The sequence below is a fragment of the Lactobacillus delbrueckii subsp. bulgaricus genome, assembly GCF_046938665.1.
GTDB lineage: Bacteria > Bacillota > Bacilli > Lactobacillales > Lactobacillaceae > Lactobacillus > Lactobacillus delbrueckii_C.
Window position 1 is genome coordinate 15,242 of the sequence record NZ_JBKZCD010000004.1, and the last position, 17,623, is coordinate 32,864.

Consider the following 17,623-nt stretch of genomic DNA (forward strand, 5'->3'; position numbering starts at 1 on the left):
CTCTTTTGTCTATTCTACTTAAAAATTTTCCTTAACTCAATTATTTTAGCCTAATTAGTCCAGCTGGCTGACTGCAGCGTCGATGGCATCCTGCAGGCCTTCTGGCTTCTTGCCGCCGGCTTGGGCCATGTTTGGCCGGCCACCGCCGCCACCGCCAAAGATAGCAGCCACGCTCTTGATCAAGTCACCGGCCTTCAGGCCCTTGTCCAGGGCCTTTTGACCCAGGCTGATCAGCATGTTGGCCTTGTCTTCAGACTTAGCGCCCAGGATCAAGACGTCAGACTTGCCTTCGCTCTTCCATTGGTCAGCGATTTCCCGCAAGTCGTTCATCCCCTTGACGTCAGCGATCGTGGCGATAACCGTCAAGTCGCCAACCGTCTTGACCTGGTCAAAGATCTTGCCGGCCTTGGAAGCGTTGATTTGGGCTTCGTAAGCGGCGTTTTGCTTTTCGGCACTTCTGAGTTCTTCTTGCAGGCTGGCAATCTTGCTTTGGATGCCGTCAGCCTTAGTCGCCTTAACTTCAGCCTGGATCTGGTCCAGGATGTCTGAGCGGCCAGCTAAGTATTCGTAAGCCAGCTTGGAAGTTACGGCTTCAATTCTTCTGACCCCGGCACCAATAGCTTGTTCAGAAATAATCTTGAAGACGCCGATTTGGGAGGTATTGTCGCAGTGAGTACCCCCACAGAATTCGATGGAGAAGTCATCCATTTGCACGACTCTGACCTTGTCAGTGTACTTGCCGTCAAACAGAGCCAAGGCGCCCATCTTCTTACCGGTTTCCGGATCAGTTTCCGTGGTCTTGACTTGGATTGCTTCCCAGATCTTTTCGTTGACGATCTTTTCAACGTTCTTCAATTCTCTTGGCGTGGTTGGGTCAAGGGAAGTGAAGTCGAATCTCAAGTAGTCTGGTTCAACAACTGACCCGGCCTGGTGGGTGTGTTCACCCAATACTTGCCGCAAGGCAGCGTGCAAGAGGTGGGTAGCCGAGTGGGAGTGGCGCAGGCCTTCCCGGCGCGCCCGGTCAATCTTCAGCTTGTAGGTCTGCCCCTTGACAAGTGGCAGGATTACGTCGACAAAGTGCAGGTTCTGGTCGTTAGGCGCGTGCTGAACGTCAACTACCCGGGCAACTAAGTTGCCTTCCTGGTCGTAGATGTCACCGTGGTCAGCCACCTGGCCGCCCCGTTCAGCGTAAAATGGCGTCTTGTCGAAGATCAAGGTTGCCTTTTCACCGTCAGCCTTGTCCACCAGCTTGTCGTCAACGATGATGTCAACCAGCTGGCTTTCTTCTTCGTAGACCCCGTATTCAAAGACGCTCTTGTCCTTGATTTCCATCAAGGTTTCGTCTTGTGAGCCCATGGATTGCAGGTTACCCCGGGCCTTGCGGGCACGTTCCTTCTGCGCTTCCATTTCGGCGTCAAAGCCATCCTTGTCAACCTTCAAGCCCTTGTCTTCAGCAGCTTCAACCGTCAATTCGTATGGGAAGCCGTAAGTGTCGAACATCTTGAAGGCGTCCTTGCCGGAGATGGTCTTGTCTTCGCTGTTTTCAGCCTTGTCGATCAAGGCGTCCAGCAAAGTCAAGCCGGCTTCCAGAGTTGCACCAAAGCGGTCCTCTTCGTTCTTGATGACCTTGCTGATGAATTCAGCCTGGTCGCTGACTTCTGGGTAGTGGCTCTTCATGATGTCGCCGACTACTGGCACCAGCTTGTACAGGAAAGCTCCGTCGATGCCCAGCTTGCGGCCGTTCAAGGCTGCCCGCCGCAAAAGTCGGCGCAAAACGTAGCCGCGACCAGTGTTGCCTGGCAGGGCCCCGTCACCGATGGCAAAGGAGATAGCCCGGATGTGGTCAGCGATAATCTTGAAGGAAGTATCGTCAGCCTTGTTTGCGCTGTACTTCTTGTCCGCGCTCATTTCTTCAGTAGCGTGGATGATTGGCAGGAAGAGGTCGGTTTCAAAGTTGGTCGGGGCATCTTGCAGGATAGACAGGACACGTTCCAGACCCATCCCGGTATCGATGTTCTTGTGCGGCTGTTCAACGTAGCTGCCGTCTGGCAGGTGGTTGAATTCTGAGAAGACGATGTTCCAGATTTCCAGGTAACGGGCGTTTTCCCCGCCTGGGTAGTTTTCCGGGTCGTCTTCTGGCACGTCATTGTTTTCCTGGCCACGGTCGTAGAAGATTTCTGAGTCAGGACCACATGGGCCTTCACCGATGTCCCAGAAGTTGTCTTCCAATTGCACGATGTGGCTTTCCGGCAGGCCGACGACTTCATGCCAGATCCGGTGAGCTTCAGTATCCTTAGGGTAAACAGTTACGTAAAGCTTGTCCTTGTCCAGGTCCAGCCAGTCAGGACTGGTCAAAAATTCCCAGGCCCAAGGAATCGCTTCTTCCTTGAAGTAGTCACCAACTGAGAAGTTGCCCAGCATTTCAAACAAGGTTTGGTGGCGAGCAGTCTTACCGACGTTTTCAATGTCGTTGGTTCTGATTGACTTTTGTGAGCTGGTAATCCGGCGGTTCTTTGGCACGACTGAGCCGTCGAAGTACTTCTTCATGGTTGCCACCCCGGAGTTGATCCAGAGCAAAGTCGGGTCATCCTTTGGAATCAGGCTGGCTGACTGCATGACCATGTGGCCGTGTTCAGCAAAAAAGTCGAGGAACATTTGCCGAAATTCTGAACTGTTTAACTTTTTCATCAAAATCTCCTAAAAATACAAAAAAACAAGCATCTTTGCCTTCTTCAAGGACGCTCTAGGCGCGGTACCACCTTGATTGCAACAATGCTTGTTACCTCTTGTTTATCTTAAATTGATCACTTTAAGGAGCATTTCCTGCCTGGTGATAAACCCTTCCCAGCTGCCGGTTCTCTCTTTGAATCGCCTGGACAGAAAACATATCTTAAACGTCACTAATTTTACTACTTAGAGAAAAAATGTCAACGGTTTTGTTCGCGCTTGCGCTTACGGAGGCGCTTTTGGTGGCGGGCTTCAATCTTCCGCTTCTTGCGGTTGTCTTCTTGAATCGCCTGCTTGATCTTCTTCTTGTAGCCAGGCTTGCGCTTGGACTTGACCTTCTTGACCACGCCCTTCATGTGGGGGTCAAGCTGGCGGTTTGAGGCCGTCCGGTTGTCCCGGCGGCGGTAGTGAGTCCGCGGAGCGAGTGCCCCGTCCTTGATTTCAACGAAGTCAAAGTGAACGCCCATGTGCTCCAAGGCTCCCACCCGGTTCATCTCTTCTTCCCTGACCAAAGTCACGGCGTGGCCCGGCAGGCCGTTGCGGCCAGTCCGGCCGATCCGGTGGATAATGAATTCCAGGTCCTTGGGAATCTCATAGTTGATCACCAGGCTGACGCCAGGCAAGTCGATCCCCCGGGCAGCCAGGTCGCTGGCGACAACGTACTGGTACTGGCCGGCCCGGACTTCCCGCAGGGTCCGCTTTCTTTCCCGTTCGGTAATGCCGCCATGGATCTTGGCTACCTTGAGCCCTTGCTTAGTTAGGTAGTCGGCCAGTTCGTCGACCATCTGCTTGGTATTGGCGAAAACCAGAGCCAGGTAAGGCTGGCCCATGGTCAAAAGCTTGTAGACGATCTTCTTTCTGTCCTTGCTGCCGATGTCCAAGAGGTCGTTTTTAATGGTTGGGGCAATAACTGCCGGATTGTCGATCACGATTTCTTCCGGCTTGGCCATGTACTTGCGTAAAAAGTTGGTCAGCTTGACCGGAATCGTGGCTGAAAAGGCGGACATGACCACGTCCTTTGGCAGGCGGGCGGCAATCTTGTCCACATCGGCCAGGAAGCCCAAGTCCAGGGTCATGTCAGCTTCGTCGATGACAAAGTTCTTGACCTGGTCCAAAAGCAGGATCTTCTTGTCAGCAAAGTCCAAAAGCCGGCCCGGCGTAGCGATAACCAGCTGGGGCTTGTTCTGTTCAAATCTGGCGATCTGCCGGTCCCGGTCGCTGCCCCCGGCCAGGTGGGCAATGGTGATGTTTAAACCGGAATTATCCCGCAGCTGGCGGGCCACCCGGTAGAGCTGGTCAGCCAGTTCCCGGCTGGGAGCCGTGACGATGGCCTGGACATAGCGGGCGTCTTCATCAATGGCATTTAAAATCGGGATCAGGTAGGCGTGGGTCTTCCCGCTCCCCGTAGCCGCCTGGACGATCACGCTTTCGCCTTTCAGCATGGCCGGGATGACTTTTTCCTGCACCGGAGTCGGTTTAGTAAAGCCGATCTTGGCCAGGCCCTGGCGAATTTCGCTTCTTAAGCGGGTATCAGTAAAAATGTTATTCATGGTCTTCCTTGTATTTCTTGGTTACTTCAACTAATTCCTGGAAAATCTGGTCAATTTCTGCCTGGTCATGGGCCGTTGCTCCAGAGGCTAATTCATGGCCGCCCCCGTCGTGGGCTTCAGCCAGCTTGTGGATGTGCGGACCCTTTGACCGGTAGTGGACCCGGTAAGTACCGTCTTCTTTTTCCACGATGACCAACCAGGTCAGAATCCCCTTGATCCGGCCCGGGGTTGAAACAGTGACTGAAGCTTGCGGCTGGGTAACGCCCAGGGCCTTTAAGTCAGCCTGGCTAATTACGGCGATAGCGACCAGGCCGCTTTCGTCCAGCTGCATTTTCTCCAGGGCCAGGCTCTGCAGCTTGGCCTGCTGGAAGGTAACTTCACTTTCGTTTCTGGCGATTTGGGAGATGTCGATCCCCGTCTCCATCAAGCGGGATACTACTTCGAAGGTGTGGGCGCTGGTCGCGTCGTACATGAAGCGGCCAGTGTCACCGATAATACCGGCGTAGAGGGCCAGGGCGATTTCCTGGTTAAGGGGCAGGCCTTCTGCTTCGATAAAGTCAGCGATGATTTCACAGGCAGCAGCAGCTTTTGAGTCAACGTAAGACATGTCAGCGTATGGGTCAACGTCCGGGTGGTGGTCAATCTTGATTAGGTAGTCCCCCAGCCGGTAGCGCTGGTCAGAGATCCGCGGCGTGTTGGCCGTGTCAGTCGTGATCACCAAAGCGCCTTGGTAGTCTTCATCCTTGACTTCGTCCATGGTGTTGATCCAGTCCAGGTCACCGACATCATTTTCCCCGGTGCAGAGAATCTTCTTGTCCGGGAACTGCAGGCGCAGGCTCTTAGCTAAAGCGGCCTGGGAGCCGATCGCGTCCGGGTCGGGATTGGTGTGCCGGTGGAGGATGATGGTTGGATATTGCTTAATCTTACTGAAAATTTCGTCAAAAGTATTCATCGCGGGGTCCTTTCTGCCTTATGAGTTCAAAATTTTATTTTAGCAAAAAATCAGCCTTTTAGCTATTCATCTGCAAAAAGACTGATTTCCTGATAATGTTTTTCTTCAAGTTCGCCGGCTGACAGGCCCAAGAGGCGGATGCCTTCAGCCAGGAATTCCGGTTCCCGGGCCAGGAGCTCCTTGGCCAGCTGATAAAAGACTTCCGGGTCACTGGTCGGCTGGACCTGCTGCCGGCGGGTGATAGTTTTAAAATTGCGGTCGCGGACCTTTAAAACGACCACCCGGGCTAAAAGATTTCTTTCCTTTAGTTCAGCCGCCACCGTCTGGCTGAAGTCCTTTAAGTAGGCCTCAGCCCGGCCCTGGTCATAGATTACCGGTTCAAAAGTCCGCTCCTTGCCTAGGGACTTGCGCTGCCTGGAGGCTTGGACGGGGCTTAAGTCAATGCCATAAGCATGCAGGGCCATGTAATAGCCGGACTTCTTATAGTCTTTTAAAAGGCGGCTGAGCCCGTAATTTCTGATGTCGCGGCCGGTCAAAACTCCAGCTTCCTTTAGCCGCTCCTGGGTCTTCTTGCCGATGCCGGGGAATCTCTTGATCTCCTGCCTGTCTAAAAAGTCCTGGGCCCGGTCCGGGGCGAGATAAGTGCGGCCAAAAGGCTTGGCGTATTCTGACCCCATCTTGGCCAAAAACTTGTTGTAGCTGACCCCAAAAGATGAGGTCAAGTGCAGCTGGCGGAAGATCTGCTCTTGCAAATAGCTGGCCAGCTCCAGGGCGCTTTTGCCGGGGATCTTGCTCCGGGTCACGTCCATATATGCTTCGTCCAGCGCCACGCTTTCGATCTGGTCGGTCAGTTCGTGCATTAATTCGTGCACTTGCCCGGAAACCCGGTGGTATTTCGCGAAATCGGGTTCAACGAAAACCAGTTCTTCAGCTGGAATCAGTTTGACGGCTTGGGCGGCTGCCATGGCTGACCCGACCCCGTACTTTCTGGCCCGGTAGTTGGCGGTGGCGATCACGCCGTGGCCGCCAGTTTTCCGGGGATCCCGGGCAATCACGACTGCCTTATGCGCCAATTCCGGCCGGTCCCGCATTTCAACTGAAGCATAGAAAGCGTCCATGTCCAGGTGGATGATCCGGCGAGAAAAATCGTTCCTGGGCAAAAGGTCAATATCGGCCATTACTTGTAAATCCAGCCATCCTCAGGATCCGCGAAAATCTTGCTAGTATCCGGCCCCATGCAGTAAGGACGGTACTTGACCGGCTTTTCGCCGGCGGCGTTTTGCTTTTGCCAGGCAGCTTCAACCGCGTCCACGAATCGCCAATACTGCTTCAGTTCTTCCCACTTGGTAAAGTTGGTGGAGTCGTTGACAAAGACGTCGTGGATCAAACGTTCATAGCCATCTGGCACTTCAGCTTGTTCATCTTCGCTGTAGCGGTAGCGGAATCTTTCAAGACGGAGGTCACCGCCGGCGACAGTCTTGCCGTTTAAGCGGAAGTAGACCTGGTTGACCGGGTCAATCTCAATAGTCAGTACGTTGGTCTTAGCCTTATCGCCATACAGGCCAGCTTCATCCTTAAAGACTACGTCCACCCGGGTCTTCTTTTCCCGCATTTCCTTGCCCGTTCTGAAGTAAACCGGCACGCTGGCCAAAGGCCCCTTGCTAAATTCCAGGCGGCCAGCCACGTAGGTTTCCGTCTTGGAATCTTCCGCCACGTTCGGCTCCTTGACGTATTCAAAAGTGGTTTCCGTCCCCAGATACTGACCGCGGATGATATTTTCGCTGACGGCTTTTTCATCTGGGATAACTAAAGATGCCAAAAGTTCTTCTTTAGCCGCGTGGATGGCTTTGTCAGACAAGTCTTTTGGCTCCGGCATGGCCAAAAGGGTGATGATCTGCATGATGTGGTTCTGGACCATGTCCCGCAGGGCACCGGAGTTGTCATAGTAGCCGCCCCGGGCTTCAACGCCCAGCCGTTCAGCCAGGGTAACCTGGACATTCTTAACCGCGTCGACGTTCCAGATCCGCTTGAGCAAGGAGTTGCCAAAGCGCAGGGGCAGGATGTTCTGCACCATTTCCTTGCCCAGGTAGTGGTCGATCCGGAAGACCTGGTCTTCGTTAAAGGATCCGCGGATCTGCTGGTTCAAGACTTCCGCGCTGGCCAGGTCAGTCCCGAATGGCTTCTCAACCACCAGGCGGTTGAAGCCGGTCCCGGTCAAATGCTGGTCAGCAATGTGTTCGGCAATCGTCCCAAAGAAGCTTGGAGCCATGGCCATATAGAAGATGCGGTTGCCGCCGCATTCATAGCGCTCGTCCAGTTCCTGGGCCAATTGCTTCAAAGTCACATAGTGTTCAACATTGGTTACGTCGTGGGACTGGTAGTAAAAATGGCTGGCAAATTCCGTCAGCTGCGCTTCGTCGACCTCTTCCCAGCTTTCATGAACAGCTTGGGCCACCTGCTCGCGCAGGTATTCATGTGACCAGGGCCGCCGGGCAGTGCCGATAACGGCAAAATTGTCGTGAATGACATTCCGGCGGTAGAGATTGAAGAGGGCCGGATAGATCTTGCGGTGGGCCAGGTCGCCGCTGCCGCCGAAAAGGATCATTACTGTTGGAATATTGTTCATTATAGTACCTCAAAAAAATCAACTACTAACTATTTTAGCAATTTATCGGCGCAGGCAAAACAAAAACGTCCCCGAAGGAACGTTTTGTTCGTTTATTCTTGGCTGTCTTCAGTCTTGTCTTCTGCTGCTTCAGCCTTTTCTTCTGCTGGCTTGGCTGCTTCAGCTTCACTTGCGTCAGCTTGCTTCAAAACAGTTCTGACCGCCAGTCTGGAGAAGGTCAGGTAAATGCCGTCAGCATCCAAGACGATAGTCTTGTCGGCGTCGTTGATTGAGTCGATCTTGCCGCGCAGGCCGTCGACCATTTCCACGCTGTCGCCCTTCTTGAGCTGGTTCATCATTTCCTGGCGCTGCTGTTGCTGCTTCTTTTGCGGCTTGATCATGGTAAAGTAAGTAAAACCAAACAAAACGGCCAGCATAACCAGCATGAAAATGCTGCTGCCAGCACCATTGTTGGCTGCGGCTAATGCAAAAGTATTCAAATTATCCACCTCATAAAATTTATTTGCCGCTTTTTGGCAGATGCCAAAAGGCTTTAACGAACATTATACTGTAAACCAGATCTTTTTGCTATTCTTCCTCACCCGGCAGGGGCAAATTCAGCTGCTGATAGGCCTTCTGGGTTACCACCCGCCCCCTTGGAGTCATGACGATAAAGCCGTTTTGCAAAAGATATGGCTCATACAGGGACTCGATCGTCTCCCGGTCTTCCCCGATATTGGAAGCCAGGGTCCGGATCCCGACTGGGCCGCCCCCATAGCTTAAGATCATGGTTCTCAGCAGCTTGCGGTCTGTTTGGTCCAAACCAGCACTGTCAACTTGCAGCTGCTTTAAGGCCATGGCCGTGGTTTCCAGGGAGATTTCTTTTTCTCCCTTAACTTCCGCAAAGTCCCGCACCCGCTTTAAAAGGCGGTTAGCCACCCGGGGTGTTCCCCGGGACCGGCGGGCCAGTTCGTGGGCGGCTTGCGGGGAAATCTTGGTGTGGAAAACCTCGCTTGAGCGGAGGATGATTTTTTCCAAATCTTCGACCTGGTAGTACTGCATGTGCTCAACGATCCCGAAGCGGTCGCGCAGAGGCGCCGACAACTGCCCGGCCAGGGTGGTTGCCCCGATCAAGGTAAAAGGCGGCAGGGGCAAGTGGATGGCATGAGTCGTCTGCCCTTCCCCAACCACGATATCGATGTAAAAGTCTTCCATGGCTGAGTAGAGGACTTCTTCAACCGGCTTGGCCAGGCGGTGGATTTCGTCGATAAACAAGACATCCCCGGGCTCAAGATCGGTTAAAAGAGCCACCAGGTCCCCGGCCCGCTCGATGGCCGGACCGCTGGTGCTTTTTAAATTGACCCCCAATTCATTGGCAATGACAAAGGCCAGGGTGGTTTTACCTAAACCTGGCGGGCCATAAAGGAGGACATGGTCCAGGGCCTCGTCACGCTGGCGGGCGGCCTGGATGTAGACTTCCATGTCCTTTTTAACATGCCCTTGCCCGATATACTGGCTGAGCAGCTGGGGCCGTAAGGACAGTTCTACCGCTTCCTCGCCTTCGGCGGCTTCCTGGCTGGTCAAATGTTCTTCCGTCATTTTCCTTTACCCCCTATTTCTTCAGCAAAAAGCCAAGCCCTTGCTTGATGTATTCGTCAGCGGACATTTCCGGGAGTTTCTCCAGTTTTGGCTTGATCCGGTCAACTTCCTTTTGGCTGTAGCCCAAAGCCCCAAGGGCTAGGAGGGCGTCTTCCAGAGCCGGGGACGTATTTTTGACAGGTTCGTCCTCGGTAAAGAGGTTTTCAGCCACATAGTTGCCCATCTTCCCCCGCAAGTCTAAGACGATCTGGGATGCCGTCTTCTTGCCGATCCCCGGAAAACGGGTCAGGTAAGAAACTTCCCCGCTTTCAATGGCGGAAGCCAGCGCACCGTTGTCTTCGGCGGCCATGATAGCCAGGGCTGACTTGGGACCGATCCCGGAGACTTCATTAAGCTTGTTGAAGAGGCCCTTGTCCTGCTGGCTCTTGAAGCCGTAGAGGGTCATCCCGTTTTCCCGGACAACCTGTTCAACGTAGATCCGGGCCTTGTCCCCCTCTTTATAGGCATAAGGGGTCGGGGTCAGGATCCGGTAGCCGATCCCGGCCACTTCAATGACGACATAGGCCGGATTAACCACGGTAATGGTGCCCTCAAAATACTCGTACATCTAGTTTTGTCACTTCCCTTTCTTAAAAAGCTTGCTTAAATCATTCTGGCTCAAGCGGACGACTGCGACCTGGCCACTGGCATCCCGGTAAGGGTCGCTGGCCGTCTGTAAACGGAGCAGCAGGTCGGCGGCTTCAGCGCCGGTTAAATTGACCCGGCGGGAAACATTGCTTTCCGCCGCCTTAGCCGCCACCAGCTTCAAGAGACTTTTTCCATCGTTTTCCCGGCTGGACAAGAGCTGGTCCAAGAGCTCCCTGACCTGCACAGTGACTTCCCCTTTCAGCCAGGTTGGGTAAGAGTGCATCAAGAGGGTGTTCTGGCCAAAGTCTTCCATCTCCAGGCCCAGCTGGCGCAAAAGGGGCAGCTGGTCTTTTAATTTCTGGTAGTCATAGACGCTGAAGTCAAAGATCAAAGGCTCAAGCAAGCCTTGCTGGTAGTTCTCGTCTTTTTCCAGGCTGGCTAAAATCTGGTCGTACTCCAGCCGTCTTCTGGCCGCCACCTGGTCAACCAAGTAAAGGTCATTGTCATGTTCAGCTAGAAGATATCCCCCCATCTGGCCCAAAAGGCGGAGAGCCGGCAGGTGGTGGTTTAGCAGCTGGTCAGCCTTTGACGTGACCGGGCTGGCGGCTTCTTCTCCGCCCGCAAAAGGCGGCAGGGCCGTCTGTTCTTGGACATGCTGGTCCCAGGTTTTGGTTAAGACATATTGGTCATCTTCTCTGACCTGGTTTAAGTCCACATATACCGGAGCAGAAGTTTTTTCTTCTTTCTCTTCTTGTTTATTTTCTTCCTCTGCTTTTTCTTCTGTTTCTTTTTTATTAGTTATATCTGTTTTGCCTTCCGGCTCAGCCACCTGGGAGACTTCCAGCTGGAAGTCATCTGGCCGGCGGGTGTCGACCACGTTTGGTTTTAAGTTGAATTCCAATTGGTCCAGCTGGGTCTTGTCTTTAAAAGGAGTCAGCTGAAAAAGTGGGCTGGCCTCGTCCTCATCCATTAAAGCCTCAGTCACAGCACTGGTGATCAAGCGGCTGAGCTCTTTTTCCTTGGACAGGCGGACTTCTTCCTTAGTCGGGTGGACGTTAACGTCGACTAAGAGGGGATCAGCCTCAATCGCCAAGACCGCGATCGGGTACTTGCCCCCTAATTTATTGCCATAGCCATCCAAAAGAGCACTGGAGAGCTGGTAGTTCTTGATGTAGCGGCCGTTAAGCAAAATTGAGATAAAGTTGCGGGAGGACCGGGTCAAGTTTGCTTCTGATACCAGGCCATAGAGGGTAAAGTCCGGATCCTCGTTTTCCACTGTCAGCATTTTTTCGGCGACTTTGCGGCCGTAAATATTGGCCACGTCCTGCTTTAAGTTGCCATTACCGGGCGTTCTAAGCAAAACTTTCCCGTCGCTGGCCAAAGTCAGGCTGATTTCCGGGTGGCCCAGGGCAATCCGGTTGACAATATCCACAATCTTCAAGAGTTCAGTCTTCGGGCTCTTCAGATACTTCAGCCGGGCCGGAGTATTGTAAAAAATGTCCCCGACCGTGATCTTGGTTCCCTTGGCGCTGCCGGCATCTTCCTGGAACTTTTTCACCCCGCCGGCAAAAGCTGCCCGGGTGGCCGTCTGCCCGTCAGTTGAAGTCAAAATTTCCACATGGGCTACGGCGGCGATGGAAGCCAAAGCTTCCCCTCTAAAGCCCAAGGTCGCGATATTGAACAAGTCATGCTCATTTTGAATCTTGCTGGTCGCGTGCCGCATGAAGGCCAGGTCAACCTGGTCCGGGGCAATCCCGCTGCCGTTGTCTTGGACAGAAATCTGCTTTAAGCCCGAATGCAGGACTTCAACCCTGATCCGGCTGGCCTGGGCATCGATCGCGTTTTCAACCAGTTCCTTGACCACGCTGGCCGGCCGCTCGATAACTTCCCCGGCCGCGATCTGGTTGGTCAGATTTTCTGAAAGTTCATGAATTTTCGCCATTATTCTTCCTTCAAGGCCTGCTGCCAGTCAGCTACCAGCTGCATGACTTCCAGCGGCGTCTTTTCATTCAAGTTGACCTGGCTGATCTCGTCTAACAGTTCCTCCTGCTCTGCCTTGAGCGGGTTCTCTTCCACTACTTCCACCGGACTGAAGAGGTCCAGCTGCTGGCTGCTTGGGTTGATCTCCCGGGCCCCTTCTGCTTCCAGGCGCTTGAGCATGCTGGAGGCTTCTCTTAAAACGGCTCGCGGCAGGCCAGCCAATTTGGCCACGTGGATCCCATAAGACTGGTCGGCTGGTCCTGGCAAAATCTTGTGCAGGAAGATCAGCTTGCCGTTTTCTTCCGTTGCTCCGACGTGGATGTTCTTTAAGTGCGGCAAAGTTTCGTCCAGTTCAGTCAGTTCATGGTAGTGGGTGGCAAAAAGGGTCTTGGCGCCGACCTTGTCATGCAGGTACTTGATAATCGCCCCGGCCAGGGCCATCCCGTCGTAAGTAGCCGTCCCCCGGCCGATTTCGTCAAACAAGACTAAAGACCGGCTGGAAGCGTGCTGGAGGGCCTCATTGGCCTCGCTCATTTCCACCATGAAGGTGGACTTGCCGGAATAAAGGTCGTCAGCGGCCCCGATCCGGGTGAAGACCTGATCAAAAACTGGCAGCTTGGCGCTGTCTGCCGGCACGAAGGAGCCGATCTGGGCCATGATGGCGATTAAGGCCAGCTGCCGCATGTAGGTGCTCTTACCAGACATGTTTGGCCCCGTGATGAGGTAGATGCTGGTGTCTTCATCCATGACTAAGTCGTTAGGGATATAGGAGCCAGCTGGTAAAACTGCCTCAACAACCGGGTGGCGGCCGTTTTTAACGGCGATTTCGTTTTTGCTGGAAAAACTTGGCCGGCAGTAATTTTTCTCTTCAGCATCCTGGGCAAAGGCCACGAAGACGTCCAGGGCCGCCAATTGCCGGCCCAGTTCCTGCAAGGCCGGGATATGGGCCTTGACGGCCTCTCTTAGCTGGCTGAAGAGCTCGTATTCCAGGTCAGTTGACCGGCTCTCAGCTTCCAGGATCAAGTTTTCGTGTTCCTTTAATTCCGGGGTAATGTAGCGCTCAGCATTGGTCAGGGTCTGCTTTCTGGTGTAGCGGTCCTGGGGCACTTTAGCGACATTCCCCTTGCTGACTTGGATGAAGTAGCCAAAGACCCGGTTGTAACCAATCTTCAGATTGTCGATCCCGGTTCTCTGCCGCTCTTCCATTTCCATCTGGGCCAGCCACTTTTTCCCGCCATTCATGGCTTCTCTGTACTTGTCCAGGTCCTCGCTGACCCCGGCCCGGATAATGCCGCCGTCTTTAGCCGAAATCGGCGGCTGGTCAACTAAGCAGTTAGTGATGCTCTCAGCAAGTTCACTTTGCGGGTCGATCCCCTGCCCGTATTTTTCCAGGTCTGGATTGCCCGATTCGGCCAGGGCCTGGATGATCGGCTTGGTCGCCTCCAGGCTTTTTGCCAGCTGCAAGAGCTCACGGGGGTTGACATTGCCAAAAGCCACCCGGCCGCTCAACCGTTCCAGGTCATAGACTCCCTTCAAGGAGTCAACGATATTTTCCCTGGTAAAGTAGTCGTCCAAAAGGGCTTGCACCATCTGCTGGCGCTGGTTGATCCGGTCTAAAGACAGAAGCGGCCGGCTCAGCCACTGCTTTAAAAGCCGGCCCCCCATAGCCGTGGTGGTCTTGTCCAAAACCCAGAATAAAGAGCCCTGTTTCTTGCCAGTCGTGGCTGACTGGGTCAGTTCCAGATTCCGCTGGACAGTGTTGGCCATCTGTAAATACTGGCCGATTTCAAAGCTTTCCGCCACTTGCAGGTGGGCCAGGCTCCGCTTCTGCGTGGCCAAAAGGTAAACGACCAGCTGGCGGACGGCGGCTTTTTCCATAGAGTCAGTCAGTTTCTGCTGAACATAGGAAATTTCCGCGTGCTCGCCTTCCAGTTCTGCCGGTTCAGACACGGTGATGTTGGCCTTTTGCAGGCTGTCCCGGTCGCTGGCATTAAGCTTGCCGGCAAAAACGACTTCCCGGGTTCTCAAAGACAGGAGCTCGTTGACCACCTCGGCGTAATGCTTGACGTGGGTGGCAAAAATCTCCCCGGTCGACAAGTCGCTGTAAGCCAGACCATAGCCGCCGGCCTTTTCAACCACGCTGGTCAGGTAGTTGCTTTCCTGGCTGTCGTCTGGCCCCTGGGCCATTTTGGTGCCGGGAGTAACCAGCTGGATGATCCCCCGCTTGACCATTCCCTTGGCCTTCTTCGGGTCTTCCAATTGCTCGCAGATGGCCACCTTGTAGCCTTTTTCCACTAAGGTGTTGACATAAGAATCAACCGCCATGTGGGGCACCCCGGCCATGGGAATCGGGTTTTCCGACTTATTTGACCGGTGGGTCAGGGTCAACTCTAAAATCTGTGATCCCTTGACGGCATCGTCTTCATAGAGTTCGTAAAAATCTCCCACCCGGTAGAAGAGAAAGGCATCCGGGTACTGGTCTTTAATCTGGTAATATTGCTCCATCATTGGAGTCGTGGCTTTTCTTGGCATAAAAACTCCCTCGCTTATCGTATGCTTTCAATTATACAGCATTTCGCCGGCCTGCTTGCCTTGTCTGCACGCAAAAAGAGCCCAGCCAAAGCTGGACCCTTCTTACAGTAATTCTTGTGTATGTTAAATTTCAGTATTTTACATCATGCCTGGTTGAGCTGGAGCAGCTTCCGGCTTGTCTTCCGGAATTTCTGCCACAACAGCTTCAGTGGTCAGCAAGAGGCCGGCGATTGAAGCGGCATTTTGCAGGGCTGACCGGGTCACCTTGGTTGGGTCGATGATCCCTTCGTCAATCATGTTGACATACTTGTCTTCAGCAGCGTTGTAGCCGACTTCCGGGTCAACCTTGCGCAGGTGGTCAACAACGACTGAGCCTTCTTGGCCGGCGTTTTCAGCGATTTGGCGAACTGGGGCAGTCAAGGCGCGGGCCACGATGTTGATCCCGGTTTGTTCGTCAGCAGTGTCACCCTTGGTTGCCTTAACAGCTTCTTCAACGTTAACCAAGGCAGTACCACCACCAGCTACGTAGCCTTCGTCAACAGCGGCGCGGGTAGCGTTCAAGGCGTCTTCTACCCGGTAGCGGCGTTCCTTGAGTTCAGTTTCAGTAGCAGCGCCGACGTGGATTACGGCTACGCCGCCAGTCAGCTTGGCCAGACGTTCTTGCAGCTTCTTCTTGTCGAAGTCGGAAGTAGTGTCTTCGATTTGCTTTCTGATGGTGTCAACCCGTTCTTGGATGGCTTCCTTAGCGCCAGAGCCGTCAACGATAGTCGTTGAGTCCTTGGTGATAGTTACCCGGCGGGCTTGACCCAATTGGCTGAGCTGGGTGTCCTTGAGTTCCAGGCCCAGGTCTTCAGAAATTACCGTACCGCCAGTCAAAGCAGCGATGTCAGCCAGTTGTTCCTTGCGGCGGTCACCAAAGCCAGGAGCCTTAACAGCAACAACGTTGAAGGTACCGCGGATCTTGTTCAAAACAAGAGTTGGCAAAGCTTCGCCAGTCACGTCATCAGCGATGATCAAGAGAGCACGGCCTTGTTGCACGATTTCCTGCAGCATTGGCAAGATGTCTTGGATGTTGGAAATCTTCTTGTCAGTGATCAAGATGTATGGGTTTTCCAAGTCAGCTTCCATCTTGTCATTGTCAGTTACCATGTATTGGGACAGGTAGCCGCGGTCGAATTGCATCCCTTCAACCACGCTCAGTTCAGTTTCAATCCCGCGGGAGTCTTCAATGGTGATGACGCCGTCGTTTCCGACCTTTTCCATGGCTTCAGCGATCAAGTCGCCGATTTCCTTTGAAGCACTGGAAATTGAAGCAACTTGGGCGATTTGGTCCCGGCTGGAAACTTCGTGGCTGTTCTTGTGCAATTGGTCAACGGCTGCTTGGGTAGCCTTTTCGATCCCGCGGCGGATGCCAACTGGGTTGGCACCAGCAACCACGTTCTTCATGCCTTCTTGCACGATGGCTTGGGTCAAAACAGTGGCAGTAGTCGTACCGTCACCGGCGATGTCGTTGGTCTTTGAAGCAGCTTCAGCAACCAGCTTGGCCCCCATGTTTTCGTAGTGGTCTTCCAGTTCAATTGCCTTAGCGATCGTCACGCCGTCGTTGGTAATCGTTGGGTTGCCGTAGCTTTGTTCCAAAACGACATTTCTGCCCTTAGGCCCCAAAGTAGTCTTGACCGTGTTGGCCAGCTTGTCAACCCCGTTTAAAAGTGAACGTCTTGCGTCTTCTGAAAACTTGATGTCTTTTGCCATTTTTTAATTTGCACTCCTTAAATTACTTAACGATTGCCAAAATGTCTTTTTCATGAAGGACTAAGTATTCCTTGCCTTCGTACTTGACCTTGGTGCCAGAATACTTATCGTATAAAACTTCATCGCCCTCTTGGACGGTCATAGGAAGCTTGCTGCCATCTTCAGCGTAAAGGCCGCCGCCTACGGCAACAACCTTGCCTTGCGTTGGCTTTTCCTTAGCGTTGGAAGCAAGTACGATGCCACCAACGGTTTGTTCTTCAGCTTCTTTAACTTCAACGATCACGCGATCTCCAATTGGTTGTAACACGTTATTCCCTCCTGAAATTAATTGTCTTTAGAAATTCTTTAGCACTCATCTTGATCAAGTGCTAACTTACAACTATGATAATAATCCCTTTTTTCCAAAAAGGCAAGAGAAAAATAGCACTTTTTAGTTGCGAGTGCTAAAAAGTGCTGTTTTCCTTATTTATTCGTGTTGTTCATGGCCTTTTTCCGCTCTTCCAACTGCTTCTTGATCATTTCGTCAGAGTCAAGGAAGTAGATCAAGGTCTGCAATTCGGTAGCCAGGTCGACGTTTTGGATCCGGACCCCGTTTGGGGCGGACAGGCGGATCGGGGTAAAGTTCATGATCCCCTTGATCCCGGCTTCAATCATTTCATCAGCCGTCTTCTGGGCCGTCGCCTGGGGAACGGTCAAGATAGCGATCCGGATCTGCTGGTCAGCGATCTGCTGCTTCATTTCATCCATTGAGTAAACCGGAACCCCCTGGGTGATCTTGCCGGTGATTTCCGGGTTGATGTCAAAAGCGCAGGAAATTCTGATATTGTTGCTGCGCTTGAAGTTGTAGTTCAAAAGAGCGTGGCCCAGGTTGCCGACCCCAACCAGGGCGACGTTGGTCAAAGTGTCCTGGTTGAGGATCTTCTTAAAGAAGCTGAGCAGGTTCTTGACATCGTAGCCGTAGCCCCGCTTGCCCAGGGCACCGAAGTAGGAAAAGTCCCGGCGGATTGAGGCACTGTCGACTTGGACGGCTTCCGCCAGTTCAGTTGAAGAAACCTTGTCTTTGCCTTCATCATTCAAAAGGAGCAAGTAGCGGTAATATAGCGGCAATCTTTTGGCAGTAGCCTTGGGAATTCTAAATTTGTTGTTCATAAAAAGATGCCTCCAGTTTTTATTTTGTGAATGTGAATCTCTAATCAATCATCTACTATGATACCCATCTTTACCAGTCTTTGGCAAGTCGTATTTTCACAATATTTGCCATAAAATCCTTTTCATCGAACTTTTTCACAAATTGATTAA

The 17,623-nt window shown here is 53.0% G+C and carries 13 protein-coding genes; all 13 read right to left on the reverse strand.

Annotated elements, in window-relative coordinates:
* Nucleotides 1-54 precede the first annotated feature (54 nt).
* The 13 genes from alaS to ACLUXO_RS03940 all read right to left on the reverse strand — a co-directional run bounded on the left by alaS (nt 55) and on the right by ACLUXO_RS03940 (nt 17,473).
* Nucleotides 55-2,688: an alanine--tRNA ligase gene (alaS, locus tag ACLUXO_RS03880; RefSeq protein ID WP_412136396.1), complete on the reverse strand. Its 2,634-nt coding sequence runs from the start codon at nt 2,686-2,688 to the stop codon at nt 55-57.
* Nucleotides 2,689-2,927: 239 nt separating this feature from the next.
* Nucleotides 2,928-4,277, reverse strand: coding sequence for a DEAD/DEAH box helicase (locus ACLUXO_RS03885; protein ID WP_412136397.1), 1,350 nt, complete (start codon nt 4,275-4,277; stop codon nt 2,928-2,930).
* On the reverse strand, nt 4,270-5,229 hold the full coding sequence (locus ACLUXO_RS03890; protein WP_412136398.1) for a DHH family phosphoesterase: 960 nt from the start codon (nt 5,227-5,229) through the stop codon (nt 4,270-4,272). Before ACLUXO_RS03890 ends, ACLUXO_RS03885 begins: the two co-directional genes overlap by 8 nt.
* Before the next feature lie 62 nt (nt 5,230-5,291).
* Nucleotides 5,292-6,407, reverse strand: a complete 1,116-nt coding sequence (gene dinB / locus ACLUXO_RS03895; RefSeq protein WP_412136399.1) for a DNA polymerase IV — start codon at nt 6,405-6,407, stop codon at nt 5,292-5,294.
* Nucleotides 6,407-7,855, reverse strand: coding sequence for a glucose-6-phosphate dehydrogenase (gene zwf, locus ACLUXO_RS03900; RefSeq protein ID WP_412136400.1), 1,449 nt, complete (start codon nt 7,853-7,855; stop codon nt 6,407-6,409). Before zwf ends, dinB begins: the two co-directional genes overlap by 1 nt.
* Nucleotides 7,856-7,947: 92 nt before the next feature.
* A complete protein-coding gene (yajC, locus tag ACLUXO_RS03905) occupies nt 7,948-8,334 on the reverse strand; it encodes a preprotein translocase subunit YajC (RefSeq protein WP_412136401.1) in 387 nt (128 codons plus the stop codon).
* A gap of 88 nt (nt 8,335-8,422) precedes the next feature.
* Complete coding sequence (gene ruvB, locus ACLUXO_RS03910) at nt 8,423-9,433, reverse strand: Holliday junction branch migration DNA helicase RuvB (protein ID WP_003615731.1); 1,011 nt, start codon at nt 9,431-9,433, stop codon at nt 8,423-8,425.
* A 13-nt stretch (nt 9,434-9,446) separates the two neighbouring features.
* Nucleotides 9,447-10,040 (reverse strand): Holliday junction branch migration protein RuvA, encoded by a 594-nt coding sequence (ruvA, locus tag ACLUXO_RS03915; protein ID WP_412136402.1) that lies wholly within the window; start codon nt 10,038-10,040, stop codon nt 9,447-9,449.
* A 9-nt stretch (nt 10,041-10,049) separates the two neighbouring features.
* A complete protein-coding gene (mutL, locus tag ACLUXO_RS03920) occupies nt 10,050-12,002 on the reverse strand; it encodes a DNA mismatch repair endonuclease MutL (protein WP_412136403.1) in 1,953 nt (650 codons plus the stop codon).
* Nucleotides 12,002-14,572, reverse strand: a complete 2,571-nt coding sequence (mutS, locus tag ACLUXO_RS03925) for a DNA mismatch repair protein MutS (RefSeq protein WP_412136404.1) — start codon at nt 14,570-14,572, stop codon at nt 12,002-12,004. Before mutS ends, mutL begins: the two co-directional genes overlap by 1 nt.
* 138 nt (nt 14,573-14,710) lie before the next feature.
* Nucleotides 14,711-16,324: a chaperonin GroEL gene (gene groL / locus ACLUXO_RS03930; RefSeq protein WP_270449033.1), complete on the reverse strand. Its 1,614-nt coding sequence runs from the start codon at nt 16,322-16,324 to the stop codon at nt 14,711-14,713.
* 22 nt (nt 16,325-16,346) lie between these two features.
* A complete protein-coding gene (groES, locus tag ACLUXO_RS03935; protein WP_270449034.1) occupies nt 16,347-16,631 on the reverse strand; it encodes a co-chaperone GroES in 285 nt (94 codons plus the stop codon).
* 155 nt (nt 16,632-16,786) lie between these two features.
* Complete coding sequence (locus tag ACLUXO_RS03940; RefSeq protein ID WP_002876556.1) at nt 16,787-17,473, reverse strand: redox-sensing transcriptional repressor Rex; 687 nt, start codon at nt 17,471-17,473, stop codon at nt 16,787-16,789.
* Nucleotides 17,474-17,623 lie beyond the last annotated feature (150 nt).